Genomic DNA, 26,664 nt, shown 5'->3' with positions numbered 1-26,664 from the left:
GTCAGCGCTCCTTCACATAGGGTACGCCAGCCGCCCGGGGCGGGATGGCCTTGCCGATGACGCCGGCGAGCAGGATCACCGTCATGAGATAGGGCAGCGCCTGGATGGCCTGCACCGGAACCTCGCCGACGCCTGGAATGAAAAGCCCCTGCAGCTGATTGGCGATGGCATCGAGAAGACCGAAGAGAAAGCAGGCCCCGAGTGCGGGCCAGGCCCGCCACTTGGCGAAGATGAGGGCCGCGAGCGCGATGAATCCTCGTCCCGCCGTCATGTTGGGCAGGAAGCCCGCCGCTTGGCCGACCGAGAGATAGGTGCCGCCGATCCCGCAGAGAATTCCGCCGATCACCACGGCCGAGTAGCGCAGGCGCGCGACCGAAATCCCGGCCGTATCCACCGCGGCCGGGTTCTCGCCGACGGCGCGCAGGCGCAGGCCGAAGCGCGTGCGGCCGAGCACGAACCAGGTGAGCGGTACGGCGAGCAGCACGATATAGACCAGTGACGAGTGGCCAAGGAGGATGCCGTCGAAGCGTTGCACGCCCTCCAGCGGTGGCGTGCGGCCGCCCTGCCCGTACCAGGCGTTGCCGACGATGGCGGTGAGTCCCGCCGCCAGCATGTTGATGGCGACCCCCGACACGATCTGGTTGCCGCGCTGGCTGATGGAGGCGAAGCCGTGAACGAGGCCGAAAGCCACCGATGCCATGATGCCGAAGACGAGGCCGATCCAGGCGGAGCCGAACGCGTAGGCCGCGGCGGCGGCGGCAAAGGCCGAGACCAGCATCTTGCCCTCGAGGCCGATATCCACGACGCCCGACCGTTCCGACCACAGGCCCGCAAGACACGCGGCGAGCAGCGGGATCGCGAGGCGCAGCGCGGAATCGAGAATGGTTGCGATGATGCCGGGATCCATGTTCACGCCCCCGCCAGTTTTTGGCGCGTGAAGAGCTGCGCGACGAGGCGCCGGAACAGGCCGTCCAGCGCGCCGGCGAACAGAATGATGATCCCGCCGATCACCACCACCATGTCGCGGGTGATGTTGGGCTGCTCGAAGGCCAGCTCCGCGCCGCCCTGATAGAGAATGCCGAACAGCAGCGAGGCGAGGATGATGCCCACCGGATGGGCGCGCCCCATGAGCGCGACGGCGATGCCGACGAAGCCATAGCCGGAAGTGAATTCCAGGAGCAGGCGGTGCTGGTAACCCATGAGCTCGTTGACCGCGAGGCCGCCCGCGAGCGCCCCAGACAGCATCATGGCGATGATGATGATGCGCGCCGGCGAAATGCCGGCATAGACCGCAGCGGTAGGATTGGAGCCGACTACCCGGATCGCGTAGCCGAGGCGCGAGCGATAGATGAGCAGCCAGACGAGATAGGCGGAGAGCAGCGCCAGGACCAGGGTGAGGTTGAGCTGAGAGGAGGGAATCGTAATGCCGAACCAGGCGAACGCCTCGTGCATGAACGGAATATGGGAGGTCTCGGGAAAGGAGGGCGTCTCCGGATTCATGGATTGCGGCTCGCGCAGCACGTTCACGAGCAGGTACACGATCAGCACGCTTGCCAGCCAGTTGAACATGATCGTGGTGATCACGATGTGGCTGCCGCGCTTGGCCTGCAGATAGCCTGGCACCGCCGCCCATGCTGCGCCGAACGCGGCGGCGGAAAGAATGCCGACGGGAATGAGCAGGAAGCCCGGCAGGAAAGCGAGGTTGTTGAGCGCGAGCGCGATGCCTAAGCCCGCCAGCGTCGCCTGACCCTCGCCGCCGATATTGAAAAGGCCCGCATGATAGGCCACCGCCACCGCGAGCCCCACGAAGATGAAGTCGGTGGCATAGAACAGGGTGAAGCCAAGGCCTTCCCCCGTGCCGAGGCTTCCCTGCAGCAGATAGCGCGTTGCCGTCAGCGGATTCTCACCGATACTGAGCACCACGAGACCAGCGATCAGAAAGGCTGCCGCGACCGAGATGGCGGGCACGAGAACCGTTTCGGCCCATTTGGGCAATTGGATGGGAGCGCTCACGTCTGATGGTCCGGCAGGAACAGGCAGCCCTGCTCGTCGAGAGGGAAGAAGGGATTCCAGGCCACCTCCCACAGGTGCCCGTCGGGATCGGCGAAATAGCCCGAATAGCCGCCCCAAAACACGTCCTGCAGCGGTTTCATCGCGGAGGCGCCTGCCGTGATGGCTCGGGCGTAAACCTCATCGGCCTCCTGCTTCGAATGCGCGTTGTAGGCGAGCGTGACGGCGGCAAAACCCGTGGGCCTGTCCTCGACCCCCGCATCCTTGGCGAGATCGGCACGCCCGAAGAGGGCGAGCGCAAGGCCGTTCGCCTGGAAGAACACGACGCCGGGCTGGCTGGCGGAAGAGGCCTTCCAGCCCCATGCCTCGTAGAAGGCACGTGACTTTTCGAGATCCGAAACGCCAAGGGTGACGAGTGACAATCGCGGCTGCATCAGGCGGCCTCGTCGGTAACACCGGCCATGAGCAGGCCGAGATCCTGTTCGTTCGTTTCAGCGGCTCTGCGCTCGCCGGTGATCCTGGCCCCGCACATGGTGAGAATGCGGTCGGAGAGATGCATGATCTCGTCGAGTTCCACCGATACGAGCAGTATGCCCACACCCGCGTCGCGAAGCGCGATGAGGCGGCGGTGGATGAACTCGATGGCACCGATATCCACGCCGCGCGTCGGCTGTCCCACGAGAAGCACCTTCGGATTGCGCTCGATCTCGCGCGCCAGCACGATCTTCTGCTGATTGCCGCCGGAGAAGTTCGATGTCTTCAGACGCGGAGCGGGCGGACGCACGTCGTATTGCTCCATCGTCTTCGCCAGATCCGCCACGAGGCGATCGTGATCGAGGAGCGGGCCGGGGCCGAGCTGCGGCTCATGAGAGAAGCCGAGAATGGCGCTCTCGAAAGCGGGGAAAGCCGGAACGAGGCCCGTGCGCAGGCGATCCTCCGGCACATGCAGAAGACCGAGTTCGCGCATGCGGTGCGGATTGTGTCGTGATGAGGGGATATCGCGCCCCTCGAAGCGGATGGAGCCGACCGAGGGCTGGCGCATCCCGGCGATCGTTTCGAGCAACTCGCTCTGTCCGTTGCCCGCCACGCCGGCGATGCCGACGATCTCGCCCGCATGGACGGTGAAGGAGACATCGGCAACACGCAGCACGCCGCGCGTATCGACGACGGAGAGATTGCGTATTTCGAGCACGGGCGCGCCAGGCGCCTTCTCTGTTTTCTCAACGCGCAGCAGCACGCGGCGTCCGACCATCGCCTCCGCCAGTTCCGGCGGCGATGTGTTCGCGGTCTCCACGGTCGACACCATCTCGCCGCGCCGCATGACGGAGACACGATCCGTCACCGCCATGATCTCGCGCAGCTTGTGGGTGATGAGAATAACAGTCTTACCCTGCTCTTTCAGTGAGCGGAGCAGTTCGAACAGCGCATCCGCCTCGGCGGGAGTCAGCACGGCGGTGGGCTCGTCGAGAATGAGAATGTCGGCGCCGCGATAGAGCGCCTTCAGGATCTCGATGCGCTGCTGAAGCCCGACGGAGAGCTCGCCGACGATGGCGTCCGCATCGATGTCGAGGCCGTAATCCTGGGCCAGCCGTGCGAGTTCCTTGCGAACCTTGGCCTCTCCCGCGCGCAGCATGGCGCCGCCCTCGGCGCCGAGCATCACGTTCTCGACCACAGTGAGCGGCTCGACCAGCATGAAATGCTGGTGAACCATGCCGATACCGGCCGCGATCGCATCATTTGAGGAACGGATCCGGATGGGCGCCCCATTCACGCGGATCTCGCCGGAATCAGCTTCGTAGAAGCCGTAGAGGATCGACATGAGGGTCGATTTGCCCGCCCCGTTCTCCCCGACAATGCCGTGGATCGCGCCGCGCTCGACGATCAAGTTCACATCCTTGTTGGCATGAACGGCGCCGAAGCTCTTGTTGATGGCAATGAGTTCAATCGCGGGAGACATCGGCCTCTGGGGGTTGTCCGAAGGAAGACTAGGCGAATCTTATCGGATAACGCACGAACCTGAAAACGGAAACGGCCGCAGGCCTCTCGGGAGAGCCTGCGGCCGGATCGAAACCTCGGCTTACATCGGGCACTTGGAGTCCGACATGTAGTCGTGGACCTTGATGGCGCCGGACTTGATATCGGCGGCGGCCTTGTCGGCGGCGGCTTTCATGTCGGCGGTGATCAGCGACTTGTTATGGTCGTCGAGCGCCCAGGCCACGCCGTCCTCCGCGAGGCCGAGAACCTGGAGGCCGCTCTTGAAGGTGCCCTTCTTGGCCTGATCGAAGGCGTTGTAGGTGGCCACGTCCACGCGCTTGACCATTGAGGTCAGCACCTTCCCCGGATGCAGGCCGTTCTGGTTGGAATCGACGCCGATGCCGAGCTTGCCCGCATCGGCGGCGGCCCGCAGCACGCCCACGCCGGTGCCACCGGCTGCATGATAGATCACGTCCGCGCCGCGGCTGATCTGCCCCTTGGCGAGTTCGCCGCCCTTGACGGGATCGTTCCAGGCGGCACCGGTGGTGCCGGTCATGTTCTGGAACACCTCGGCATCCTTGTTGGCGTATTTGACCCCCTGAACGTAGCCGCAGGCGAACTTGCGGATGAGCGGAATGTCCATGCCGCCCACGAACCCGACCTTGCCAGTCTTCGAGGCCCTGGCGGCGAGCAGACCTACCAGGAACGAGCCCTCATGCTCCTTGAACACGATGGACTGCACGTTCGGCTTCTCGACCACGGCGTCGATGATGGCGAACTTGATGTTAGGGAACTCCTCGGCAACCTTCTTCAGAGCGGTTTCCTGGGAAAAGCCGACAGCCACGATCGGCGAGTAACCATCCCGGGCGAAGCGGCGCAGGGCCTGCTCACGCTGAGCGTCGTTCTGAGGCTCGAAATCGCGGTATTCGGTGCCCGTATCCTTCTTGAACTTCTCGGCGCCCATGTGAACGCCCTCGTTGAAGGACTTGTCGAACTTGCCGCCCAGATCGTAGACGACGGCGGGCTTGAAAACCGCCTGCTGCGCGAAGGCAGCCGCAGCGGAGAAAGCGAGGCCCGCAAGCGCGAGGCAGAACTTGGTTGCTGTCATCGGCATTGTTCCCTGTCTGTGGCCGGATTTTAGCGTCCGGTTGCCTCTTGACGATGGCATGGGAAGGGTCATGACGCCAAGATCCCTGTCAAGATATGGCATTACTTTCCTTCAACGAATGGTTGATAGCCCGTGCTCCGGCGTTAAGCTCACCCTATGACCCTGACATCCGACGAAATCGACCGCTATGCCCGCCATCTGGTCCTGAGGGACGTGGGCGGCCCGGGACAGGCGAAGCTCAAAAGTGCCCGCGTGCTCGTCATCGGCGCTGGGGGACTTGGCGCCCCGCTGGTCCAATACCTTGCGGCGGCCGGCGTCGGCACCATCGGCCTCGTGGACCACGATACGGTGTCCCTCTCCAACCTGCAGCGACAGGTGATACACGGAACGCCCGATATCGGTTCCCTGAAGGTGGACAGCGCGGCCAGGGCCATCCAGCGCCTGAACCCTTACGTAACGGCAGAGCCGCATGCGGTGCGGCTGACCCCCCAGAATGCCCGCGAACTCGTCCGATCCTATGACATCGTCGCCGACGGCACGGACAATTTCGAGGCCCGCTATGCGGTGTCCGACGCCTGCTTTCATGAATGCAGGCCTCTGGTCACGGCGGCACTGGGTCAGTTCGACGGCTCGTTGACCACGATCAGGGCCCACGAGACCGGCCCCGACGGCGTGCCGAACCCGACCTATCGCTGCCTGTTCCCCTCCCCGCCTCCGCCGGGCGCGATCCCGACCTGTGCGGAGGCCGGCGTGCTGGGAGCCTTGGCCGGGGTGATGGGAAGCCTGATGGCAATGGAGGTCGTCCGGGAGATCGTCGGCTTCGGGGAGAGCCTCGTCGGGCGTCTGCTGATGGTCGATGCGCGCTCCATGCGCTTCGACACGATCCGGTACGGGTGGGACGAGGGAAATCCGCTGAATGGGTCCGGATCGATCTCGTCCTAGTCTGAGCGCCGCGAAGACTTGGGACCGCAGGCAGAATTGAGCGTGTGTTTCCTTCCCGACTGTCTCGGATACGTCCGGGAGGACTTTTCCTTGCACCCGTCGGGAACACCCCAGCTGAGGAGAGATGCTTTCCTCATCCCCGCACGCTCCCTCGTCCTTCTGGCGCTACTACGCGTCATCGCCGGCCTTGTGCCGGTGATCCCATTTCCATAAAGCGCCGCGTTTTTCGGATTGGGATGGCCGGAACAGGCCCGGCCATGGCGAGGAGATGGAGGTGCCTGTTTCAGAAAACCATCCCGGGGTCACACGGCGTTGCCCCGAGATGATCGCTGCTTGGGATCAGGACCGTAACACGGCCCCGGTCTTCTTGGCGACTTCGGCGACGATCTTGGACGAGACGGCCTCGATCTCCACGTCGGTAAGCGTCTTTTCCGTGGGCTGGAGCGTGACGGCAATCGCTACGGACTTTTTGTCCGGGTCGATGCCGGTGCCCTCGTACACGTCGAACACGTCGACGCCCACGATCAGCTGACGCTCGGCGCCCTGGGCCGCCTTCACGATGTCGCCTGCCGCTACGTCGCGGCCGACCACAAAGGCGAAATCACGTGTGAGCGGCTGGAAGTCGGGCAGGCCCAGCCTCGGCCTCATCTTGGTGGGCTTCGCCTTGGGGGGCACGAGCGCATTGAGATCGAGCTCGAAAGCCACCAGCGGCCCCTTCAGGTCGAGGGCCTTCAGGATCTTCGGGTGAACCTCGCCAAAGGCGCCGACCACGTTCCTCGGGCCGAACTGGAGCGTGCCCGAGCGGCCGGGATGGAACCAGGCCGGACCGCCGGAAACGATCTGCAGACCACCGGCCGGAATGCCGAGCGCCGCGAGCAGCGCCAGCACATCCGCCTTCGCATCGAAGGCATCGACGCTCTCGGCTCCGCCGTCCCAGTGACGGCCGACACCTTCCGCGCGCGCCGTGCCGCGACGCACGGCGGCGGCCTTGATCGACTGGCCCTCAGGCTCGTCGGATGCGAAAGTCTGGCCAACCTCGAAGAGCGCCACGTCACCGAAGCCGCGATCCGCGTTGCGCTGCGCGGCCTTGAGCAGGCCCGGCAGCAGGCTCGGCCGCATGTCGGAGAGTTCCGCCGCAATCGGATTGGCGAGCGACAGACGCGGATCGCCGCCACCGAAGAGTTCGGCCTCGCCCTTCGAGATGAAGGACCAGGTGACGGCCTCCACCAGGCCGCGCACGGCGAGTGCGCGGCGCGCAAGGCGCGTGCGCTTCTGGATCAGCGTGAGGATCGGCTTGGCGACGGCAGCTTCGAGGCGCGCCAGAGGCTGCGGCTCGATGCGGTCGACGCCGGCGATGCGGATGACCTCCTCGACGAGATCCGCCTTGCCTTCGATGTCGGGACGCCAGGACGGGGGCGTGACGTTCACGCGCTCGCCCGAGCCCTCAACCTTGAAGCCGAGTTTTCTGAGGATCTCCTCCGACTCGGCGGGCCTTACGTCGAGACCCGACAGGCGCGGTACCTCCGACCACGGGAATGCGATGACGCGGCTGGTGTCAGGCACCTGACCCGCCACCACGGCTTCGCTCGGCTCGCCGCCGCAGAGATCGATGACCATCTGCGTGGCGAGATCGAGGCCCGGCAGAGTGAAGGCCGGATCGATGCCGCGCTCGAAGCGATAGCGCGCATCGGTGATGATGCCGTGCTTGCGGCCCGTCTGAGCGATGTTCAGCGGATCCCAGAGTGCGGATTCGATCAGCACGTCCGTGGTGCCCTCATCGGAGCCCGAATGCTCGCCGCCCATGATACCGGCGATGGACTCGACGCCGCTCTCGTCGGCGATTACCACGGTGCCGGAATCGAGCGCGTAGGTGCGTCCGTCGAGGGCAAGCACCTCTTCGCCGGCTTTCGCGCGGCGAACGGTGAGATTGCCCTTCACCTTCTTGAGATCGAACACGTGCAGCGGACGTCCGCGGTCGAAGGTGACGTAGTTTGTGATGTCGACGAGCGCGTTGATCGGGCGAAGGCCGATGGAGAGCAGGCGGCGCTGCATCCATTCCGGCGACGGGCCGTTCTTCACCCCGCGCACGAGGCGTAGCGCAAAGACCGGGCAGAGCTTCTCGTCACCGGGGACGAAATCGAGCGTCACGGAAACGGGGCACGCGCCCCGACCCTGAACGGCAGGAACCGCATCGGCCTTCAGGGTGCCGAGACCCGCGGCGGCCAGATCGCGCGCGATGCCGTGGATCGAGGTGCAATCGGGACGGTTCGGCGTGAGATTGATCTCGATCACCGGATCGTCGAGGCCCGCATAGGCTGCATAGGCTTTACCCACCGGTGCATCCTCCGGCAGTTCGATAATGCCGTCGTGATCATCGGAGATTTCGAGCTCCGAGCCTGAGCACAGCATGCCTGCGCTCTCGACGCCGCGAATGGTGCCGATCCCGAGGGTGATGTTCTTGCCCGGAATGTAGGTGCCGGGCGGCGCGAACACGCTCTTCATGCCCGTGCGGGCGTTCGGTGCGCCGCAGACGACCTGGATCGGCTTGCCCGCGCCCGTATCGACCATGCACACGCGAAGCCTGTCGGCGTTCGGATGTTGCTCGGCGGCGATCACATAGGCGATCGTGTAAGGCGCAAGCGTCTTCGCCTTGTCCTCCACACCTTCGACCTCGAGGCCAATGCGCGTGAGCGTTTCCACGATCTCGTCGAGAGATGCCGTGGTGTCGAGATGGTCTTTCAACCAGGAGAGGGTGAATTTCATGGGGGCTCTCCTTCTTTACGCAGTCAGGCCGCTGACGAGGGACGGAATGTCGAGCGGGCGGAAGCCGTAATGGTTCAGCCAGCGCACGTCGGCCTCGAAAAACGGGCGCAGATCCGGCATGCCGTATTTCAGCATCGCGATGCGGTCGATGCCCATACCCCATGCGAAGCCCTGGTACTCGTCCGGATCGAGGCCGCAATTCCTGAGCACGTTCGGATGCACCATGCCGCAGCCGAGGATCTCGAGCCAATCGCTGCCCTCGCCGAAGCGGATCTCGCCGCCCTTTCGCGAGCACTGGATGTCGACTTCAGCGGACGGTTCCGTGAAGGGGAAGAAGGACGGGCGGAACCGCATCTTCACCTGATCGACCTCGAAGAAAGCCTTGCAGAACTCTTCCAGGATCCACTTCATGTGCGCGATGTTGGCCGACTTGTCGATGACGAGGCCTTCCACCTGGTGGAACATCGGCGTGTGAGTCTGATCCGAGTCGTGCCGATAGGTGCGACCCGGGATGATCACGCGGATCGGCGGCGCCTTGGAGGTCATCGTGCGCACCTGCACGGGCGAGGTATGCGTGCGCAGCACCTTGCGCTCGCCCTTCTCGTCGGGGGCGAGAAAGAAGGTGTCGTGCATCTCGCGGGCCGGATGGCCTTCAGGGAAGTTGAGCGCCGTGAAATTGAGATAGTCCGTCTCAATATCCGGACCCTCGGCCACGGAGAAGCCCATATCGGCGAAGATCGCCGTCAGTTCCTCGATCACCTGGCTGATGGGGTGGATGCGGCCGCGCGCCTCGGGCGCCTCCGGCACGGGCAGCGTCACGTCGATGCGCTCGGCGGCAAGCCTCGCCTCGAGCGCCGCCTCGGCGAGCGTCTCCTTCTTGGCGGCGATCGCGGTCTGCACCTTGTCGCGCAGGCCGTTGATGAGCGGGCCGCGTTCCTTCCGCTCCTCCGGGGTCATGGAGCCGAGGGTTTTGAGCAATTCGGAGACGGAGCCCTTCTTGCCGAGCGCGGAGACGCGTACGGCTTCGAGAGCCGCTTCGTCGCCGGCGGCTTCGACCTGGGAAAGCAGGTCACGTTCGAGTTGATTGAGATCGGTCATCGGTCCCTGGCCAGATGCGAGCGCCCCATGGAGGCGCCTTGAGTGGGGTGCGGCGCGGGAACCGTCAAGTCGTCCGAGCCGCGAAGAGGCAACCGACAGCGTTCAGGCCGTCAGCGCGGGTGGTCTCGGAGAAGGGGGAGTAAGGCGGTGCGGCTGAACAGGCCAGCCGCACCGAAGCTAGTCTATCCGACTCAAGCGGCCTGCTGCGGCAGGGCGGCCTTGGCGCGCTCCACGTAAGCGGCGAAAGCCGCCGGCTCGTGGATGGCCAGTTCGGACAGGACCTTGCGATCGACCTCGATCCCAGCCTTGCCGAGACCGTCGATAAATCGGGAATAGGTCAGGCCATGCAGGCGCACCGCAGCGTTGAGGCGCTGGATCCAGAGAGCGCGGAAGGTGCGCTTCTTGTTGCGACGGTCGCGAGTGGCATATTGCATGCTCTTCTCGACCGCCTGCTTGGCGATGCGGATGGTGTTCTTGCGGCGGCCGTAGAAACCTTTGGCAGCCTTCAGAACCTTCTTGTGCTTGGCGTGGGCGGTAACGCCCCGTTTGACGCGGGCCATGGAAAAACTCCTTCAAAATCCGGGATGTGGGGGAAGACCGCCTTAGCCGTTCGGCAGGAAGTACTTCTTCACGTTGTAAGCGTCGCCCTCAAACAGCGTCGTGGTGCCGCGCAGGTTACGGATCTGCTTGTTGGTCCGCTTGATCATCCCGTGGCGCTTGCCGGACTGGGCGTAAACGACCTTGCCGGTGCCAGTGATCTTGAAGCGCTTCTTCGCGCCAGATTTCGTCTTCAGCTTGGGCATTTGGCTCTCCTTTGGTCAGGCGTCCGGGGCGGCGAAACCGCCCTTTCGGCCCATTCATTGCTGCTGTGAGCAAAACGAACCGCCACGGCAGCCCTAACAGCCGGGCGGTTCGATGAAGGGCGGCTTATGGCAGAAGCCGACCCGAAAAGCAATGGCCGCCGGATGCCGGCGGCCATCAAATTCACTGAAGCCGGAATCCCTTAGCGGGGCGCCAGCACCATGACGACCTGGCGGCCTTCGAAGTTGGGCTCCTGCTCGACCTTAGCGAGATCGCCCACATCGGCCTTCACGCGCTCGAGGACCTTCAGGCCCAGATCCTGGTGCGCCATCTCACGACCGCGGAAGCGCAAAGTGATCTTCACCTTGTTGCCCTCCTCGAAGAAGCCCTTCATGGCCTTCATCTTGACGTCGTAATCGTGGTCGTCGATGCCCGGGCGCAGCTTGATTTCCTTGACCTCGACGGTCTTCTGCTTCTTGCGCGCCTCGGCGGCCTTCTTCTGTTCCAGGAAGCGGAATTTGCCGTAGTCGAGGATCTTGCAGACCGGGGGAGACGCGTTCGGCGAGATTTCCACCAGGTCGAGGCCGGCATCTTCCGCGATGCGAAGCGCATCGAAGAAGGGCATCACGCCCCGGTTCTGCCCGGCATCATCGATCAGCTGAACTTCACGAACTCCGCGGATGTCTCGGTTGGCGCGCGGGCCTTCTTTCTGCGGCACCGGCAAGGGTCTCATTGGACGGCGAATGGCTCATATCTCCTGTTTGAGGGCTCAGTCGAGGAAGGAGACTTCATCGAAAGCCTCCGCAGCATGCTCAACATTGCCGAGAATGCTCAGACATTTCGCGCAAAATGGCCGGAAGTCAACTTGTTCTGTGGGCTGACCAGCTATCCAGGAGGGCTGAATACACATTGAGCGTGCTCGAAACCATCCGTTCGAGGGAAAAGTGGCGCTCCACATGGGCCCTCGCCCGGTTGCTCAACGCGATTCTGGCGCTGGCACCCAGGTTCAGGGCGGCACCGACCGCCTCCGCGAGCGCATCGGCATCGCCCGCCGGAACCCGCCAGCCGGTGCGCTCCAGCGGCGGAACGGCGGGCGGCGCGAGCACCGTCTCCGGCACGGCCCCGAGATCCGAGACCACGACGGGGGTGCCCATGGCCTGCGCCTCTACCGCCGAGCGCCCGAAAGCCTCGGGCTCCGTCGAGGGTACCGTCACCACCGCCGCCGCCAGGAAGGCCGCCGGCATGTCGGCGCAATGGCCGACCCGACGCACGATCTTCTTCAGCTTCCTGGCCTCGATGAGGCCCTCGAGCTCCTTTACGTAGGAGTCCCGGCCCTGCGGATCCCCCGCCAGGATGTAGACGACATCCTTCACGCCTGCGTCACGCAGCTTCGCGGCGGCCTCGATGAGGACCTTTTGTCCCTTCCAGCCCGTGAGCCGGGCGGCGAGCAGCACCACCCGCTCGTGAGGCGCCACGTTCCAGGCTTTCCTCAGAGCCTCGATTCGCTCCGGCGCCACCGCGGAGGGCGAGAATTTCAGGAAATCCGTTCCCCGGTAGATCACCCCGATCCGGTCCGCGGCCTGGGGGTAGTGCGAGCGGATCAGGCCGCTTGTGTATTGCGAGTTTGCGATGACCACGTCGCCCCGGGCCATGACCGAATTGTAGAGCACCTTCACCGACGAGCGGCCGGAATAGCTGCCGTGATAGGTGGTCACGAAGGGGATGTTGAGGCTGCGCGCCGCGCCCAGAGCCACCCAGGCCGGCGCCCGGGAGCGGGCATGGACCAGGGCTACGCCCTCCCTATGGCATATCCTGGCGAGCCTGCGCACGTTGAGGAGCATGGAGAAGGGGTTTTTCGTCGCCGCCGGGAACGGAACCCAGATGCCGCCCTTGGCCTGGAGCTCGCCCACGAGCCGACCGCCCTCGGTCGCCACAAGCGCCCTTGCGCCTGCATGGACCAGGCCCTCGGCGATGTCCACTGTGGTGCGCTCCGCCCCGCCGGCTTCAAGCTCCGGAATGATCTGCAGGATGGTCCGGCCCGCCAGGGGATGAATACTGGATGACGGGAAAGACGCTCCTCCGCCGGGTCGCGCTGAAAAACTCACCGATGTAAGAGCCTTCTCGAAGTGGTTGACAGAATCGCTTCAAACCCTTGCTTCAAAGCAGTTGAGGACAGGTTAACCATGCAGCATAGCGTCACAGTCGGGTCGGGCGCCGAGGAGCGCCGGATCGCCGTGCTCCGTCGCGAGGGCAAGGGACCACCGGTGGTCTGGATCGGCGGCTTCAAGTCCGACATGCGCGCCACGAAGGCGAGCGCCATCGATTCTTGGGCCGAGAGGCAAGGTCGCGCGTTCCTGCGCTTTGATTACAGCGGCCATGGCGAGTCGGGCGGTGAATTCGAGAAGGGCACCATTTCCCGCTGGCTGGAGGAGGCGCTCACCGTCATGGAGCGATTTCTCGAGGAGCGCCCCATCCTCGTGGGCTCATCCATGGGCGGCTGGATCTCCCTTCTCGCCGCGCGCCGTCTCACGGACAGGCGCCCTGTCCTCTCACCCGCTGGCATCGTGCTCATCGCGCCCGCCATCGACATGACCGAAGCACTGATGTGGAGGCGGTTCCCGGAGGACATCAGGCGGATTGTCGAGGAATCGGGCGTCTATTATCGCCCGTCCGCCTATTCGGACGCCCCTTACCCCATCACCAGAGAGCTGATCGAGGACGGACGGCGCCACCTTCTCCTCGGCTCGCCGATTCGGACCGGCTGCCCCGTCCATATCCTTCAGGGCATGGAGGACCCGGATGTGCCGTGGGGGCATGCGCTGGAGCTGGTGGAACACCTTCCGGGAGACAGCGTCTCGCTCACGCTCGTCAAGGACGGCGACCACCGCCTCTCGCGGGACGAGGACCTGGAGCGCCTGATCGGAGCGATCGAGGCGATTGCCTGAAGGCTTGAGGAAGGTCGGGCGGGCCGGACCATCCGGCCCGCGCGTTCGGACGACGGGTTAGTGCAGGCTCACCGTCGTGAGGTCATGGGCCCAGGCATTGGCGACCGCCGCATCGCGGCTGTCTGTCAGCACGATGGGCTCGCCGCTGGCGGAGAGAAGCGCAAAGAGCTTTATGCCGGGCTGCAGCTTGGGAGCCTGCGGGAAGAGCCGCGCCACATCATCGGAACGCAGCGGTTTCACATAGGCCATCTCGCCGAGGCCGAGGGTCGCCAGCTCAGCCACATCCAAAGGCCGACCGGCTGGATTGTTGATGTCGTGGTTCATGGCCATCTCCTTGATGCGGCCGCGCCGTCACACCTTGTCCGATGCGCTGATGCTGATCTTGCGGACGATCCGCTCCGGTTCGGGCCGGACCAGATCGATCGACAACAGCCCATTGGACAGATCCGCGCCCAGAACCTCCATTCCGTCGACGAGGAGGAAGGTGCGCTGGAACTGACGGGCGGCGATGCCGCGATGAAGGAAGTGCCTGGTCTTGTCGTCGGACTGACGCCCCCGGATGACGAGTTGATTCTCTTCCAGGGTCACCTCGAGCTGATCCTGGGTGAAGCCAGCGACAGCCAGGGTGATGCGCAGACGCTCGGGAGCGTGCTCGGTACGGGGCAAACGCTCGATATTGTAGGGAGGATAACCGTCTCCGGCTGCTTTCGCGACGCGGTCGAGCGCCTGCTCGATTTCGTCGAAGCCTAACAGAAACGGATGCCCAAACGGCGACTGACGCGACATGTTCGAAGCCCAAGGTTTAAGAGGCACTTCGGTTGATTGTGAGCCCGCTCATGCGGCACTCACGCAGCCCTCATCGGGCCGCTGCCACCAATATGGATACGGCGCCACGGGGTATCAAGACCCCTGCCAAGGCGCCTCGGCAGGGATGTCCGTCAGGGTAAACGGCTCCGGCTTCCTACCCCGCAAGATACATCATCCGCCAGCCTATTCGGGCTTATGATCATGCTCCCCGCCTGACAGGAGCTCCGGCATGATCGAGAACATGCAGCCCCGCTGGTCCAACGGCAATCTCTACGAACCCTATGCCGGACGGTGGAGCAGGTTGGTGGCCGGGGAATTTCTCGCCTGGCTGAGTGCCCCGCCCGGCCTCGATTGGCTCGACGTGGGCTGCGGCACGGGCGCCCTGACGGAGGCGATCGCCGAGCGGTGTGCTCCCAACCGCCTTGTCGGCATCGACGCCTCCGAGGGCTTTCTCGACTTCGCTCGCGGCCGCCTGGAAGGTACCGCAGCCGAACTCCTGCGCGCCGATGCGCAGAGCCTGCCCTTTGCGACCGCCGAATTCGACCGGGTCGTGTCCGGCCTCGTGCTGAACTTCGTTCCCGATCGGGAGCGCGCAGCGGCGGAGATGGCGCGGGCGGCCCGCCAGAACGGCCAAGTCGCGCTCTATGTCTGGGACTATACGGGCGGAATGGAGCTGATGTGCCGGTTCTGGGATGCGGCAACGGACCTGAACCCCTACGCACGAGAACTCCAGGACAACTGGCATGCCGCATTCTGCCAGCCGGAGCCGCTCTACCGGCTTCTCGAAGAGGTCGGCCTCAGCCACATCGAGGTCCGCGCCATCGACGTCCCCACCCTATTCCGCGACTTCGACGATTACTGGACCCCATTTCTGGGAGGCCAATCCCCGGCCCCGGCCTATTGCATGTCGCTGAGCGAGGGTGAGCGAACCGCCCTCCGCGAGAGATTGCGGGCGACGCTGCCCACGCGGCCGGATGGCAGCATCCATCTCACGGCCCGCGCCTGGGCCGCGAGAGGCTCCAAACGTTGAAGCATCGGACGTAAAAGTGGATTTGTCCTTTTCGGATCGCTCCGATGCTTCTTCCTTGGACGAGAGCATCGTTCAAAGCGGACGGACGGGCCGCACGATGGGCCAGGACAGCGTGTCATGGCCGTCCACGGACTGGATTCGGGAATCAGTCCCTGCCAATCCGACGGGGAAGGCGCGGCGCTTCGGCAGACTGGGATCACCGGCACCAGGCCTGCGATGAAGCGGAAAAGCGAGCGGAGAACCGGATCCACTTTCCGCTAGCGCGGCTCTTGAACCCGCACGATGCTCCAGCCTGTCAGACTTGGCCGCGCCACCAGGCCACCTGCTCGGCCACCCTGACCGGCGCGGTACCGCCGAAGCTCGTGCGGGAGCGCACGGAATTGTCGACCCCCAGCACCTCGTAGATGCCCTCGTGGACGCGCGGCTCGACGGCCTGCATGACCTCCAGCGGCAGCTCCTCGAGGCTGCAGCCTCGGCTCTCGGCCTCCGAGACGATCCGGCCCGTCACATGATGGGCATCGCGGAATGGGATATTGAGGCTGCGCACGAGCCAGTCGGCGAGGTCCGTCGCCGTGGAGAACCCGGCGCCCGCCACCGCCGCCATGCGCTCCGGTACGGGCTCAAGATCCTGGATCATGCCGGTGGTGGCGGCGAGCACGATCTCGAGGGTGTCGGCAGCGTCGAAGAGCGGCTCCTTGTCCTCCTGCGTATCCTTTGCATAGGCGAGCGGCAGGCCCTTCATGACAGTGAGCAGCGAAACCAGGGAGCCGATCACGCGGCCGGTCTTGCCGCGCACAAGCTCGGCCGCGTCGGGATTGCGCTTCTGCGGCATCATGCTGGAGCCCGTGGTCCAGCGGTCGGGGAGCCTCACGAAGCCGAACGGAGCCGACATCCAGATGATGATCTCTTCCGCCAACCGCGAAAGATGCATGGCGCAGATCGAGGCGGCAGCCATGAATTCCAGCAGGCTGTCGCGGTCGGACACCGTATCGAGGGAATTGCGGGTGGGCCCGTCGAAGCCTAAGGCCTGCGCGGTCATATGCCGGTCGATCGGGAAGGACGTGCCGGCCAGCGCGCCCGCGCCGAGCGGACATTCGTTGAGGCGCCTGCGGGAATCGCGGAAGCGGCCGCGGTCGCGGCCGAACATCTCCACATAGGCCATGAGATGGTGCCCGAAGGTCACCGGCTGGGCGCTCTGCAGGTGAGTGAAGCCCGGCATCACGGTGGCCGCGTGAGCCTCTGCCTTGTCGAGCAGAGCCTTGATGAGATTGGTGAGCTGCTCTTCCGTACGGTCGTGGGCCTCACGCACCCAGAGGCGCGTGTCCGTGGCCACCTGATCGTTGCGGCTGCGGGCCGTGTGAAGGCGCGCCGCGGGATCGCCCACGATCTCGCGCAGCCGGCTCTCGACATTCATGTGAATGTCTTCCAGCGCCGTGGAGAAGGTAAAGCTGCCGGACTCAATCTCGCTCAGGACCTGCCGCAGCCCCTGATGAATGGCGTCCCGGTCGCTCTCCGCGATGATTCCTTGCGTCGCAAGCATGGCGCTGTGGGCGATGGAGCCCTGGATGTCCTGGGCGTAGAGGCGCCGGTCGAAATCGATGGACGCGTTGATCGCCTCCATGAGGGCGCTCGGAGAGGACGAGAAACGCCCGCCCCACATGGTATTGGCACCAGACTTCTTGGCTTCTTCAGACACTGTGTTTCACCCGGAATTCGCGTTCGCTAAGCCTTTGCCACAGGTCGGCGGCCGAGGCAAAGCCGCAACGGGGCTGCTCCTGCATTAAGCACAATGGGTAATGTTTGCCAGTATGAAACCAGTCCCTGGACTCGACAGCGCCTATGTGATTTGCATTCATACGGTCGCACAGGAGCGCATGTAGCGCACAAGGGAACTGGCCTATGAAAAGACTAACGAAATTCCTCCTATCCGCCGCGATGGCCGCCACGATGGCCACCTCATTCAATGCCGTTCAGGCAGCCACCCCCCCGGATACCCTTGTCCAGGCCTGGCAGATGGACGACATCATCACCCTCGATCCGGCCGAGGTGTTCGAGTTCACGGCTTCCGAGATCCTGGGCAACACCTATGAGCGCCTGATTGCCTACGACTATAAGGATGTTTCCAAGATCTACGGCGAGGTTGCCGAATCCTGGACCGTATCACCCGATGGCAAGACCTTCACCTTCAAGATCCGCCAGGGCAAGAAGTTTGCCTCCGGCAACCCGCTGACCGCCGAGGACGCCGTCTTCTCGCTCCAGCGCGCCGTGATTCTCGACAAGTCGCCGGCCTTCATTCTCGGCCAGTTCGGCTTCACGAAGGACAATGTGAAGGACAAGATCAAGCAGACCGGCCCTTACGAGTTCACCATGGAGCTCGACAAAGCCTATGCGCCGACTTTTGTTCTGTACTGCATGACCTCTAGCGTTGCTTCGGTCGTGGACAAGAAGCTGGTGATGCAGAACGAGAAGGATGGAGACCTGGGTTACAACTGGCTCAAAACCAAATATGCCGGCTCCGGTCCGTTCTCGATCCGCGACTGGAAGGCGAATGAGGTTGTCGTGCTTGAGCGCAACCCGCACTACGACAAGAAGGCTCCGCTCGCGCGCGTGATCTATCGCCACATCAAGGAAACGGCGACCCAGCGCCTGATGCTCGAAAAGGGTGACGTGGATATCGCCCGCAACCTGAACCCGGAGGAGATCGAGGCCGTTTCGAAGAACCCGGACATCAAGGTCGATTCCGGTCCAAAGGGCGGTCTCTGGTATCTCGGCCTGAATCAGAAGAACCCGAACCTTGCAAAGCCGGAGGTGCGCAAGGCGCTCAAGTATCTTGTCGACTATCAGGCGATTGCCGACACGATCATGAAGCACAAGGGCACGGTCCACCAGGCTTTCCTGCCCAAGGGCTTCCTCGGCGCTGTGACGGATAACCCTTACAAGCTCGATGTCGCCAAGGCGAAGGAACTGCTCGCGCAAGCCGGCCTGAAGGACGGCTTCACCGTGACCATGGACACGCGCTCCACGGCTGACGTCACCGGCACGGCACAGGCAATCCAACAGACCTTCGCCAAGGCCGGCGTGAAGCTCGAGATCATCCCCGGCGACGGCAAGCAGACGCTCACCAAATATCGCGCCCGTCAGCACGATATCTATATCGGCCGCTGGGGCGCGGACTACCAGGACCCGAACACGAACGCCGACACATTCGCGGCGAACGACGACAACTCGGACGATGCCAAGGCGAAGCCCCTCGCATGGCGCAACGCCTGGGATCCGGGCCCTCTGACGGCCAAGACCCGCGCCGCGGTTCTCGAGAAGGATCCCGAGAAGCGCGCACAGATGTACAAAGAGCTGCAGCAGGCCGTTCTGGACGACGGTCCGTTCGTGATCTACCTCCAGGAGATCGAAGTCGCCGCCCAGCGCAAGAACGTCGAGGGCTTCATCATCGGGCCGTCCTTCGACACCAACAGCGTAGCACAAGCGAAGAAGAACTAATTTCTCGATGGCATCATCAATCGCGAACGGAGGCGGAGGGCACAGCGCCCTCCGCTTCTATCTTACAAAGACAGCTCAGTTCATTCTCGTGCTGGCGACGACCCTTCTCGGGCTCGTTGCCGTCACCTTTCTTATCGGCCGCGTCGTTCCCATCGACCCCGTGCTCGCCATCGTCGGCGACAGGGCTCCCGCCCACGTCTACGAGCGTGCCCGCCAGGAGCTCGGCCTCGATCTTCCGCTCATCCAGCAATTCTGGATCTATCTGAAGAAGGCTGTCACCGGCGATTTCGGCAATTCGGTGCTCACCACCAATCCGGTGATGACGGATATCGCCAATGCCTTTCCGGCGACTTTCGAGCTGGCGACGCTGGGAACGATCATCGGAACGATCATCGGCATTCCTCTCGGCGTTCTCGCGGCCGTGAAACGTGGCAGCCTGATCGATCAGGTCGTCCGATTCCTGGGCCTCGCCGGCTATTCCATCCCGATCTTCTGGCTCGGCCTCATGGGCCTGCTGCTGTTCTACGCCAAGCTCGGCTGGGTCGCAGGGCCGGGGCGCATCGACGTGACCTATTCGTATCTTTATACGCCAGTCACGGGCATCGTTCTCATCGACACCGCGATGCAGGGCCAGTGGGATGCCTTCTGGGATGCGGTGTCGCACATCATCCTGCCCGCATGCCTGCTGGGCTACTTCTCGCTCGCGTATATCAGCCGCATGACACGTTCCTTCATGCTCAACGAGCTGGCGCAGGAATACGTGATCGCAGCGCGCGTGAAGGGTCTGTCCGAGTTTCGCGTGATCTGGCGTCATGCCCTGCGCAATGCCGCCGTGCCGCTGGTGACCGTGATCGCCCTGTCCTACGCGAACCTGCTCGAAGGTTCGGTGCTCACCGAAACCGTCTTCGCGTGGCCTGGGCTCGGTCAGTACATCACCAACTCCCTGCAAAACGCCGATATGAATGCAGTGCTCGGAGGAACTCTCGTGATTGGTGCCGTTTTCGTGCTGCTCAATCTCGTCTCCGACCTGCTCTATCGCCTGCTCGACCCAAGGACCCGCTGATGGCCGGCTCCCCTGCCCTTTCCCAACCCACAGGCCTGCGGGCTTGGCTTCTGTCGCCCGAGCCCGCCTCCCGCTGGCAGGCGCGCCTCGGCCGTTTCTATCTCGGCTGGCGCTCCTTCACCAGGAACCCGCTCGCGGTGATCGGCCTCGGCATCGTAGTGCTGCTGATCGTCGTCGCCCTCTTAGCCGATGTCCTCGCTCCCTATTCTCCGGTGGTCGGAGGTGACCTGCGCACGCAGCGTCTCCTCCCGCCGAGCGAGACCTTCTGGCTCGGCACTGACGATCAGGCGCGCGACATCCTCTCGCGCATCATCCATGGTTCTCGCATTACCCTGTTCGTCGTCGTCCTGGTGTCGATCATAGCAACGCCCATAGGCCTTCTGGTCGGCACGATCGCCGGCTATCTCGGCGGATGGGTCGATACGGTGCTGATGCGCATCACGGATATTTTCCTCGCCTTCCCGCGTCTCGTCCTCGCGCTCGCATTCGTGGCCGCCCTGGGCCCGGGCATCGAGAACGCGGTCATCGCGATTGCGATCACCTCATGGCCTCCTTACGCCCGCATCGCGCGCGCAGAGACGCTGATGGTTCGCAACACCGACTTCATCGCAGCCGTCAAACTGCAAGGGGCCTCGACGCCGCGCATCATTTTCGGGCACGTCATTCCACTCTGCCTCTCCTCCGTGATCGTGCGCGTCACGCTCGACATGGCGGGCATCATCCTGACTGCCGCGGGTCTCGGCTTCCTCGGCCTCGGCGCACAGCCGCCGTCGCCGGAGTGGGGCGCCATGGTGGCGACGGGCCGCAACTATCTCATCGACCAGTGGTGGGTCGCCGCCATGCCCGGTCTTGCCATCTTCGTGGTGAGCCTCGGCTTCAACCTGCTGGGCGACGGCCTGCGCGACGTTCTCGATCCGAAGGCTGCGAAATGATGAAGCCGCTTCTCGAAGTCGAAGACCTCCGCGTCCGTTTCCACCTGCGCACGGGCATCGTCGAGGCGGTGCGCGGCGTGTCGTTCCAACTCGGCCGCGAGCGGCTCGGCATCGTCGGCGAATCCGGTTCGGGCAAATCGCAGACGGGGCGCGCCATCCTCGGTCTCACGCCTCCTCCCGGCGAAGTTACGGCCAAGCGTCTGGCTTTCGACGGCATCGATCTGCTCACCGCCTCGAGGCGCACCCTGCGAACCCTGCGCGGGGGGCGCGTCAGCATGGTGATGCAGGACCCGAAATACTCGCTGAACCCGGTCATGACCATCGGCGAGCAGATCATCGAGGCCTATCAGGCGCATGCCAAGGCAAGCCGCGCGGAAGCCCGCGACAAAGCTCTCGCCATGCTGGAAGCGGTGAAGATGCGCGACCCCGGACGCGTCTTCTCGCTTTATCCCCACGAGGTGTCGGGCGGCATGGGCCAGCGCGCCATGATCGCCATGATGCTCGTCACCGATCCGGACCTACTCATCGCCGACGAGCCGACCTCCGCGCTCGACGTGACGGTGTCCATGGAAGTCCTCCGCATCCTCGATGAACTCGTTGCCGAGCGCGGCATGGGCCTCATCTTCATCTCACACGACCTGAAGCTCGTTTCCTCCTTCTGCGACCGTGTGCTCGTGATGTACGCGGGCCGCGTGGTGGAGGAACTGGAGGCCAGGAATCTGCGCGAGGCGAAGCATCCCTACACGCAGGGCCTCATGCGCTGCCTGCCGACCCTGGCGGACGACATCCGCCCGCTTCCGACCCTGAACCGCGATCCTTCCTGGGCGCTCTGATCATGCTCGATATTCAGAACCTCAAAGTCGTCTTCGGCACGGGCCGCCTCAGGGTCGAAGCGGTCAAGAACGTGGGCTTCACCGTCAAACAGGGCGAGGCCTACGGCCTCGTCGGTGAGTCGGGCTCCGGCAAATCGACGGTGCTGCGGGCCGTCTGCGGCCTCGCGCCGATCACAGGCGGACGCGTGCTCGTGGATGGCAAGGAGGTCACCACGCCCCGCAGCAAGGACTTCTACCGCACGGTGCAGATGGTCTTTCAGGACCCCTACGCTTCGCTTCATCCGCGTCATACCGTGGATCGCACGCTCTCGGAGCCGCTCGCCATTCATGGAGAGAAGGATGCGGAGGCGCGCATTCTCCAGGCGCTGAAGGAAGTGGGATTAGGTCCCTCGTTCCGCTTCCGCTATCCGCACCAGCTTTCGGGTGGTCAGCGTCAGCGCATCGCCATCGCGCGCGCGCTCATCCTGCGCCCGAAAGTTCTGCTCCTCGACGAGCCGACCTCCGCCCTCGACGCATCCGTGCAGGCGGAAATCCTGAACCTTCTGGACGACCTGCGCCGCCGCATGGGTCTCACCTACATCCTGGTGAGCCATGATCTCGCAGTGGTCGCGCATCTGTGCGAGCGTCTGCTCGTCATGCGTCACGGCGAGGCCGTGGAGGAAACCGCCGCGGATGCACTGCGCTCCGGCAAGGCGATGAGCGAGTATACCCAATCCCTGATCCAGGCGAGTCAGGGTTTCACGCGCAACCCCTCTCAGCCGACTTACGCCAAGGTCGGCTGAGGCGATCTTTATTTCACAGGATTGTCTGAAAACATGTCCCGCGCTTCCCTGATGCCCGTCTTCGACGGCCACAACGACGTTCTCCTGCGCCTCATGCGCGGCCGGATCCAGCCGGAGAAGGCCTTCCTGGAGGGCGACGACATCGGTCACCTCGACTGGCCGCGGATGAAGCAGGGCGGCTTCTTCGGCGGTTTTTTCGCCGTTTACGTGCCCTCCGAGGACATGGGCATCGATGTCGACGCGCTCATGACCCACACGGAATACGATGTTCCGCTGCCGCCCGTCCTGGACCTTGCGCCCAGCCAGCAGGTGACGGTCCACATGGCCTCGATTCTCATCCGCATCGAGCGCGCCTCGAAGGGCGAGGTGAAGATCTGCCGCTCGGCGGCTGATATCCGTCAATGCCTCGACAACGGCAGGCTCGCCGCGATCCTGCACATCGAAGGCGCGGAAGGCATCGATCCGGACCTTCGCATGCTGGATGTGCTCTACGAGAGCGGCCTGCGCTCCATCGGCCCGGTCTGGAGCCGCTCCAACGTTTTCGGCCACGGCGTGCCGTTCCGCTATCCCTCGACGCCGGATACGGGCCCCGGCCTCACCGAGCGCGGCCGAGAGCTGGTGAGGGCGTGCAACCGCCTCAAAATCATGATCGACCTCTCGCATCTCAACGAGAAGGGGTTCTGGGACGTCGCTACGCTGTCGGATTCTCCCCTCGTCGCCACCCATTCGAACGCCCATGCGGTGTGCCCGCATTCGCGCAACCTCACCGACAAGCAGCTCGCCGCCATCCGCGAGAGCCGCGGCATGGTGGGCGTGAACTTCGCGACTTCCTTCATCCGCCCCGACGGCCAGCGCAGCGACGACACGCCCCTCGAAGAGATGATCCGTCACATGGATCACCTCATCGAGCACGTGGGCGTGGATGGCGTCGGCTTCGGCTCCGACTTCGACGGAGCGACCATTCCCGCGGAGATCGGCGACGTGCGCGGCCTGCCTCGCCTCGTGGAGGCCATGCGCCGGCACGGCTATGACGAGGCGACCCTGCGCAAGCTCTGCTACGAGAATTGGATCAACGTTCTGGAGCGCACCTGGGGACGGTGAGGCCATTTCGCCGTACACTGCCAGGAGCTGCCACCCTCTCCAGTCATGGCCGGGACAGGCCCGGCCAACACGAAATGTAAAAAGCGCGGCATTCGACGGGTCGGGAAGGCCGGTCATGACCTGGGAGGTGACTTACCTCTCAGGCTTCGCGGTCAGTGCGAAGATGCTCGCGATACCGCCGACGCCCAGCATGAGCAGGAGGCTGACCGCATTGATCGCCGGGGTCGCCCCCTCGCGCATCTGACCGTACATCGTGATCGGCAACGGCGGCTCAGAGCCCACAAGCATCAAGGTCGTATTGAAATTCTCGAACGACATCAGCAGCGCCACGAGCCCCGCGCCGATGAGCGCGGGGCTCAAGAAGGGCAGTGTGATCGTGCGCAGCACGCGCGCGCGGCTTGCGCCGAGATCGAAGGCCGCCTCCTCCAGCGAGCGGTCGAACTTGCGCAGGCGGGCTGCGATGATGAGGGTCGAGATCGTCAGGATGAACGAGAGCTGGCCGAGGATGACCAGAGGCAGGCCCGGGCGCAGGAAATCGAGATCGGTCTGAAGCCATTCCTCGAGTCCGTTCGCCACGCGCGAGAAGAAGGCCAGGATCGAGATGCCGAGCACCACGCCGGGAATGACGAGAGGCCAGAGCATCATCATCGAGAGCAGTGCCTTGCCGGAAAATTCGGCCCGTTCCAGCACCCACGCGTTCACGGTGCCGACGGCGACGGCGAGGAGCGCCACGGGCGCGGCGACCTTGAAACTGTTGGCGATGCTATCGAGCCAGATCGGATCGACCAGAACGCCCGGCTTGCCGAAAGTCTCACCCGATCCGATGAACCATTCTAGCGTGAGGCCCTTCCAGGGGGGAGACGGGAATGGGCTCGCATTGAAGGCGAAGATCGCCACGACCAGGAGCGGCGCGAACAGGAAGATGTAGAACGCCGCGATGTAGAGTTTCCAGGCGAGGGACGGACGGGTCATGATTGTTCAAGCCTGCTTCAAGGTGGTGCCCAGGCTCTGTCCGGTGAGACGGAGCCCGGCCCAGACGATGGCCGAGGACAGCAGGAGGAGGAGCATGCCGAAGGCGGCTCCTTGAGGCCAGTTGAAGCGCGTGATGAACTGCGCGTAGATCTGCTCCGTGAACCAGAGGCCGTTCTTGCCTCCCAGCAGCACCGGCGTCGCAAAATTGCCGACGGTGAGCATGAACACGATGATCGAGCCCGCCACGATGCCCGGCATCGCGTGAGGAACGACGATGCGCCGCAGCACTATCCAGCGGCTGCCGCCGAGGTCGAACCCAGCCTCGACCACGGCAGGCTCCAGGCTCTCCAGCGCATTGGCGAGCGGCACGATCATGAAGAGCAGGCCGCCATAGACGAGACCGAGGATTACGGCACCGTCGTTATAGAGAAACTCGATCCGCTCCCCTGTCAACCCGATCGCCTGGAGCCCGTGTGAGACCACGCCGGTCTCGCGCAGCAGCATCATCCAGCCGAGCGTGCGCACGAGTTCGGATACCCAGAACGGCAGAAGGCAGAGCAGCAGCAGCATGGCCTTCAGCCGCCCCTGCGCCACGCGGGCGATGTAGAGCGCGATGGGAAAGGCGAGCACCAGGGTGAGCGCCGTCACCAGGATCGACATGATCGCCGTGCGCGCGAAGGTGCGCCAGTAGAGCGGCTCCGTGAAGAACTCGAGATAATTGCCGAAGCCGAACACATAGATCCGCGGGGCCACCCTCTCGCTGAAGGAAAGGATGAGAATCTCCACATGGGGGAGCACGATGAGCAGGCCCAGCCAGAGAACGGCCGGAGCCAACAGCAGAAAGAGGGTCAGTCGGAGGCCGGGTCTGGTGCTCATGCGGCAAAGACCTTCATGGCGTCCGCGGTCCAGCCCACATGGACCGGTGCGCCGACCTGAATTCCGGCGAGCGGGCCGGCCTGCGGCAGCACCGCGCGAACGGGCTCTTCGAAGCCCGCCGTGTCGATGAGCAGGCTCGAATTGGCGCCATCGAAGAGCACCGCCGAGACACGGCCCTCGAACCGATTGGGCAATCCGCCGAGAGCGGACGGATCCTGCGCCAGGGCGATGGCCTCGGGACGGACGAAGGCGAGCATCGCCCTGTCGGCGACCTTGCCCTGCCCCTGAATCACCGCTCCGGAGGGCAGACGGACGGAAATCGTGCCGCCGGAGGCAGCGGACGCCTCGCCCTGCCACCTGTTCGTCTCGCCGACGAAGCTCGCCACGAAGGGCGTCGCGGGATGGTGATAGAGCTCGCGCGGGCTTCCGACCTGCTCGAACCTGCCCTGGTTCATCACGGCGACGCGGTCGGACATGACCAGCGCTTCCGACTGGTCATGGGTGATATAGGCGAAGGTGGTGTTGAAGGTGGCCTGCAGCTGCTTGAGCTCGATCTTCATGTGCTCGCGCAGTTTCAGGTCGAGGGCGCCGAGCGGTTCGTCGAGAAGCACGAGCGTCGGCTCGAGCACGAGACAGCGGGCGATGGCCACGCGCTGGCGCTGGCCGCCGGACAGCGCTGTCACACGGCGCTCGCCGAAACCCTTCAAGCCGACGCGCTCCAGCATTCTGTTTGCGCGCTCCTCGGCCTCGGCGCGGGAGATCCCGCGACAGGTCAGGCCATAGGCCACGTTCTCGCCCACGCTCATCATCGGGAACAGCGCGAGGCTCTGGAACACCATGTTCACGGGGCGCTTGTTGGCCGGAACGCCGATCATCGACCTGCCCCTGATGCGGATGTCGCCGGAGGTCGGATCCTCGAAGCCTGCGATCATGCGCATCAACGTGGTCTTGCCGCAGCCGGAGGGTCCGAGAATGGAGAAGAACTCACCCGGGGCGACGCTGAAGCTCACGTCGTTGACGGCCGCATGCGAGCCGAAACGCTTGACGAGGTTGATAAGATCGAGATCGGTGGATTGTGCCATGGACGCGCGCCGGAAATAGTCATCCCCCGAACGAGCCGGGGGATGACGGT

The 26,664-nt window shown here is 64.3% G+C and carries 26 protein-coding genes; 9 read left to right on the top strand and 17 right to left on the bottom strand.

The window, feature by feature from the left end:
• Window position 1 precedes the first annotated feature (1 nt).
• From GR328_RS08960 to GR328_RS08940, 5 genes are all read right to left on the bottom strand, one after another.
• Window positions 2-907 carry an ABC transporter permease gene (locus tag GR328_RS08960; protein WP_160884397.1) on the bottom strand — a complete coding sequence of 302 codons (906 nt, stop codon included), beginning with the start codon at window positions 905-907 and terminating at the stop codon, window positions 2-4.
• Window positions 908-909: 2 nt separating this feature from the next.
• On the bottom strand, window positions 910-2,013 hold the full coding sequence (locus GR328_RS08955; protein ID WP_160884181.1) for an ABC transporter permease subunit: 1,104 nt from the start codon (window positions 2,011-2,013) through the stop codon (window positions 910-912).
• Complete coding sequence (locus GR328_RS08950; RefSeq protein ID WP_160884180.1) at window positions 2,010-2,444, bottom strand: VOC family protein; 435 nt, start codon at window positions 2,442-2,444, stop codon at window positions 2,010-2,012. Before GR328_RS08950 ends, GR328_RS08955 begins: the two co-directional genes overlap by 4 nt.
• Window positions 2,444-3,967 carry an ABC transporter ATP-binding protein gene (locus GR328_RS08945; protein WP_160884179.1) on the bottom strand — a complete coding sequence of 508 codons (1,524 nt, stop codon included), beginning with the start codon at window positions 3,965-3,967 and terminating at the stop codon, window positions 2,444-2,446. The genes GR328_RS08950 and GR328_RS08945 overlap by 1 nt, the downstream gene beginning before the upstream one ends.
• 120 nt (window positions 3,968-4,087) lie before the next feature.
• On the bottom strand, window positions 4,088-5,092 hold the full coding sequence (locus GR328_RS08940; RefSeq protein ID WP_160884178.1) for a BMP family lipoprotein: 1,005 nt from the start codon (window positions 5,090-5,092) through the stop codon (window positions 4,088-4,090).
• A 156-nt stretch (window positions 5,093-5,248) separates the two neighbouring features.
• On the opposite strand from GR328_RS08940, the gene GR328_RS08935 reads away from it, so the two are divergent.
• On the top strand, window positions 5,249-6,034 hold the full coding sequence (locus tag GR328_RS08935) for a HesA/MoeB/ThiF family protein (protein WP_160884177.1): 786 nt from the start codon (window positions 5,249-5,251) through the stop codon (window positions 6,032-6,034).
• 339 nt (window positions 6,035-6,373) lie between these two features.
• Here the strand turns inward: GR328_RS08935 and pheT are convergent, their stop codons facing one another.
• The 6 genes from pheT to GR328_RS08905 all read right to left on the bottom strand — a co-directional run bounded on the left by pheT (window position 6,374) and on the right by GR328_RS08905 (window position 12,801).
• A complete protein-coding gene (pheT, locus tag GR328_RS08930; RefSeq protein WP_160884176.1) occupies window positions 6,374-8,797 on the bottom strand; it encodes a phenylalanine--tRNA ligase subunit beta in 2,424 nt (807 codons plus the stop codon).
• A 15-nt stretch (window positions 8,798-8,812) separates the two neighbouring features.
• Complete coding sequence (gene pheS / locus GR328_RS08925) at window positions 8,813-9,895, bottom strand: phenylalanine--tRNA ligase subunit alpha (RefSeq protein WP_160884175.1); 1,083 nt, start codon at window positions 9,893-9,895, stop codon at window positions 8,813-8,815.
• A gap of 191 nt (window positions 9,896-10,086) precedes the next feature.
• Window positions 10,087-10,455 carry a 50S ribosomal protein L20 gene (gene rplT, locus GR328_RS08920; RefSeq protein WP_160884174.1) on the bottom strand — a complete coding sequence of 123 codons (369 nt, stop codon included), beginning with the start codon at window positions 10,453-10,455 and terminating at the stop codon, window positions 10,087-10,089.
• A 42-nt stretch (window positions 10,456-10,497) separates the two neighbouring features.
• On the bottom strand, window positions 10,498-10,698 hold the full coding sequence (gene rpmI, locus GR328_RS08915) for a 50S ribosomal protein L35 (protein ID WP_027315905.1): 201 nt from the start codon (window positions 10,696-10,698) through the stop codon (window positions 10,498-10,500).
• A 200-nt stretch (window positions 10,699-10,898) separates the two neighbouring features.
• Window positions 10,899-11,429: a translation initiation factor IF-3 gene (infC, locus tag GR328_RS08910; protein WP_160884173.1), complete on the bottom strand. Its 531-nt coding sequence runs from the start codon at window positions 11,427-11,429 to the stop codon at window positions 10,899-10,901.
• 127 nt (window positions 11,430-11,556) lie between these two features.
• Window positions 11,557-12,801, bottom strand: a complete 1,245-nt coding sequence (locus GR328_RS08905; RefSeq protein ID WP_160884172.1) for a glycosyltransferase — start codon at window positions 12,799-12,801, stop codon at window positions 11,557-11,559.
• 78 nt (window positions 12,802-12,879) lie between these two features.
• Between GR328_RS08905 and GR328_RS08900 the strand changes: the two genes are divergently transcribed.
• Window positions 12,880-13,641 (top strand): alpha/beta hydrolase, encoded by a 762-nt coding sequence (locus GR328_RS08900; RefSeq protein WP_160884171.1) that lies wholly within the window; start codon window positions 12,880-12,882, stop codon window positions 13,639-13,641.
• A 57-nt stretch (window positions 13,642-13,698) separates the two neighbouring features.
• On the opposite strand, the gene GR328_RS08895 is transcribed toward GR328_RS08900, so the two are convergent.
• Complete coding sequence (locus GR328_RS08895; RefSeq protein ID WP_160884170.1) at window positions 13,699-13,965, bottom strand: BQ00720 family protein; 267 nt, start codon at window positions 13,963-13,965, stop codon at window positions 13,699-13,701.
• Between the two features lie 27 nt (window positions 13,966-13,992).
• Window positions 13,993-14,427 carry an Hsp20 family protein gene (locus GR328_RS08890; RefSeq protein ID WP_160884169.1) on the bottom strand — a complete coding sequence of 145 codons (435 nt, stop codon included), beginning with the start codon at window positions 14,425-14,427 and terminating at the stop codon, window positions 13,993-13,995.
• A 250-nt stretch (window positions 14,428-14,677) separates the two neighbouring features.
• Between GR328_RS08890 and GR328_RS08885 the strand changes: the two genes are divergently transcribed.
• Window positions 14,678-15,478 (top strand): class I SAM-dependent methyltransferase, encoded by an 801-nt coding sequence (locus tag GR328_RS08885; RefSeq protein ID WP_205789855.1) that lies wholly within the window; start codon window positions 14,678-14,680, stop codon window positions 15,476-15,478.
• A gap of 295 nt (window positions 15,479-15,773) precedes the next feature.
• Here GR328_RS08885 and argH read toward each other — a convergent pair whose 3' ends face one another.
• Window positions 15,774-17,174: an argininosuccinate lyase gene (gene argH, locus GR328_RS08880; protein WP_425487027.1), complete on the bottom strand. Its 1,401-nt coding sequence runs from the start codon at window positions 17,172-17,174 to the stop codon at window positions 15,774-15,776.
• A 203-nt stretch (window positions 17,175-17,377) separates the two neighbouring features.
• On the opposite strand from argH, the gene GR328_RS08875 reads away from it, so the two are divergent.
• The 6 genes from GR328_RS08875 to GR328_RS08850 are packed head-to-tail and all read left to right on the top strand — an operon-like array spanning window position 17,378 to window position 23,684.
• A complete protein-coding gene (locus tag GR328_RS08875) occupies window positions 17,378-18,973 on the top strand; it encodes an ABC transporter substrate-binding protein (protein ID WP_160884168.1) in 1,596 nt (531 codons plus the stop codon).
• A 7-nt stretch (window positions 18,974-18,980) separates the two neighbouring features.
• The gene (locus GR328_RS08870; RefSeq protein WP_160884167.1) at window positions 18,981-20,036 is read left to right on the top strand and encodes an ABC transporter permease; all 1,056 of its coding nucleotides are present in this window, start codon (window positions 18,981-18,983) and stop codon (window positions 20,034-20,036) included.
• A complete protein-coding gene (locus GR328_RS08865; protein WP_160884166.1) occupies window positions 20,036-20,968 on the top strand; it encodes an ABC transporter permease in 933 nt (310 codons plus the stop codon). The genes GR328_RS08870 and GR328_RS08865 overlap by 1 nt, the downstream gene beginning before the upstream one ends.
• Entirely contained in the window at window positions 20,968-21,801 is an 834-nt protein-coding gene (locus tag GR328_RS08860) for an ABC transporter ATP-binding protein (protein WP_160884394.1), read from the top strand. Before GR328_RS08865 ends, GR328_RS08860 begins: the two co-directional genes overlap by 1 nt.
• Before the next feature lie 2 nt (window positions 21,802-21,803).
• On the top strand, window positions 21,804-22,583 hold the full coding sequence (locus tag GR328_RS08855) for an ABC transporter ATP-binding protein (RefSeq protein ID WP_205789854.1): 780 nt from the start codon (window positions 21,804-21,806) through the stop codon (window positions 22,581-22,583).
• A gap of 33 nt (window positions 22,584-22,616) precedes the next feature.
• Window positions 22,617-23,684 (top strand): dipeptidase, encoded by a 1,068-nt coding sequence (locus GR328_RS08850; protein ID WP_160884165.1) that lies wholly within the window; start codon window positions 22,617-22,619, stop codon window positions 23,682-23,684.
• 132 nt (window positions 23,685-23,816) lie between these two features.
• Here GR328_RS08850 and GR328_RS08845 read toward each other — a convergent pair whose 3' ends face one another.
• Genes GR328_RS08845 through GR328_RS08835 form a run of 3 tightly spaced genes read right to left on the bottom strand, consistent with a single transcriptional unit; the run spans window position 23,817 to window position 26,614 of the window.
• A complete protein-coding gene (locus GR328_RS08845) occupies window positions 23,817-24,656 on the bottom strand; it encodes an ABC transporter permease (protein ID WP_160884164.1) in 840 nt (279 codons plus the stop codon).
• Between the two features lie 6 nt (window positions 24,657-24,662).
• The gene (locus tag GR328_RS08840; protein ID WP_160884163.1) at window positions 24,663-25,532 is read right to left on the bottom strand and encodes an ABC transporter permease; all 870 of its coding nucleotides are present in this window, start codon (window positions 25,530-25,532) and stop codon (window positions 24,663-24,665) included.
• The gene (locus tag GR328_RS08835; protein ID WP_160884162.1) at window positions 25,529-26,614 is read right to left on the bottom strand and encodes an ABC transporter ATP-binding protein; all 1,086 of its coding nucleotides are present in this window, start codon (window positions 26,612-26,614) and stop codon (window positions 25,529-25,531) included. Before GR328_RS08835 ends, GR328_RS08840 begins: the two co-directional genes overlap by 4 nt.
• Between the last annotated feature and the right edge of the window lie 50 nt (window positions 26,615-26,664).

The sequence above is a fragment of the Microvirga makkahensis genome (genome assembly GCF_009830105.1).
Taxonomy (GTDB): Bacteria; Pseudomonadota; Alphaproteobacteria; order Rhizobiales; family Beijerinckiaceae; genus Microvirga; species Microvirga makkahensis.
This window is presented reverse-complemented; position numbering and strand designations above follow the sequence as displayed.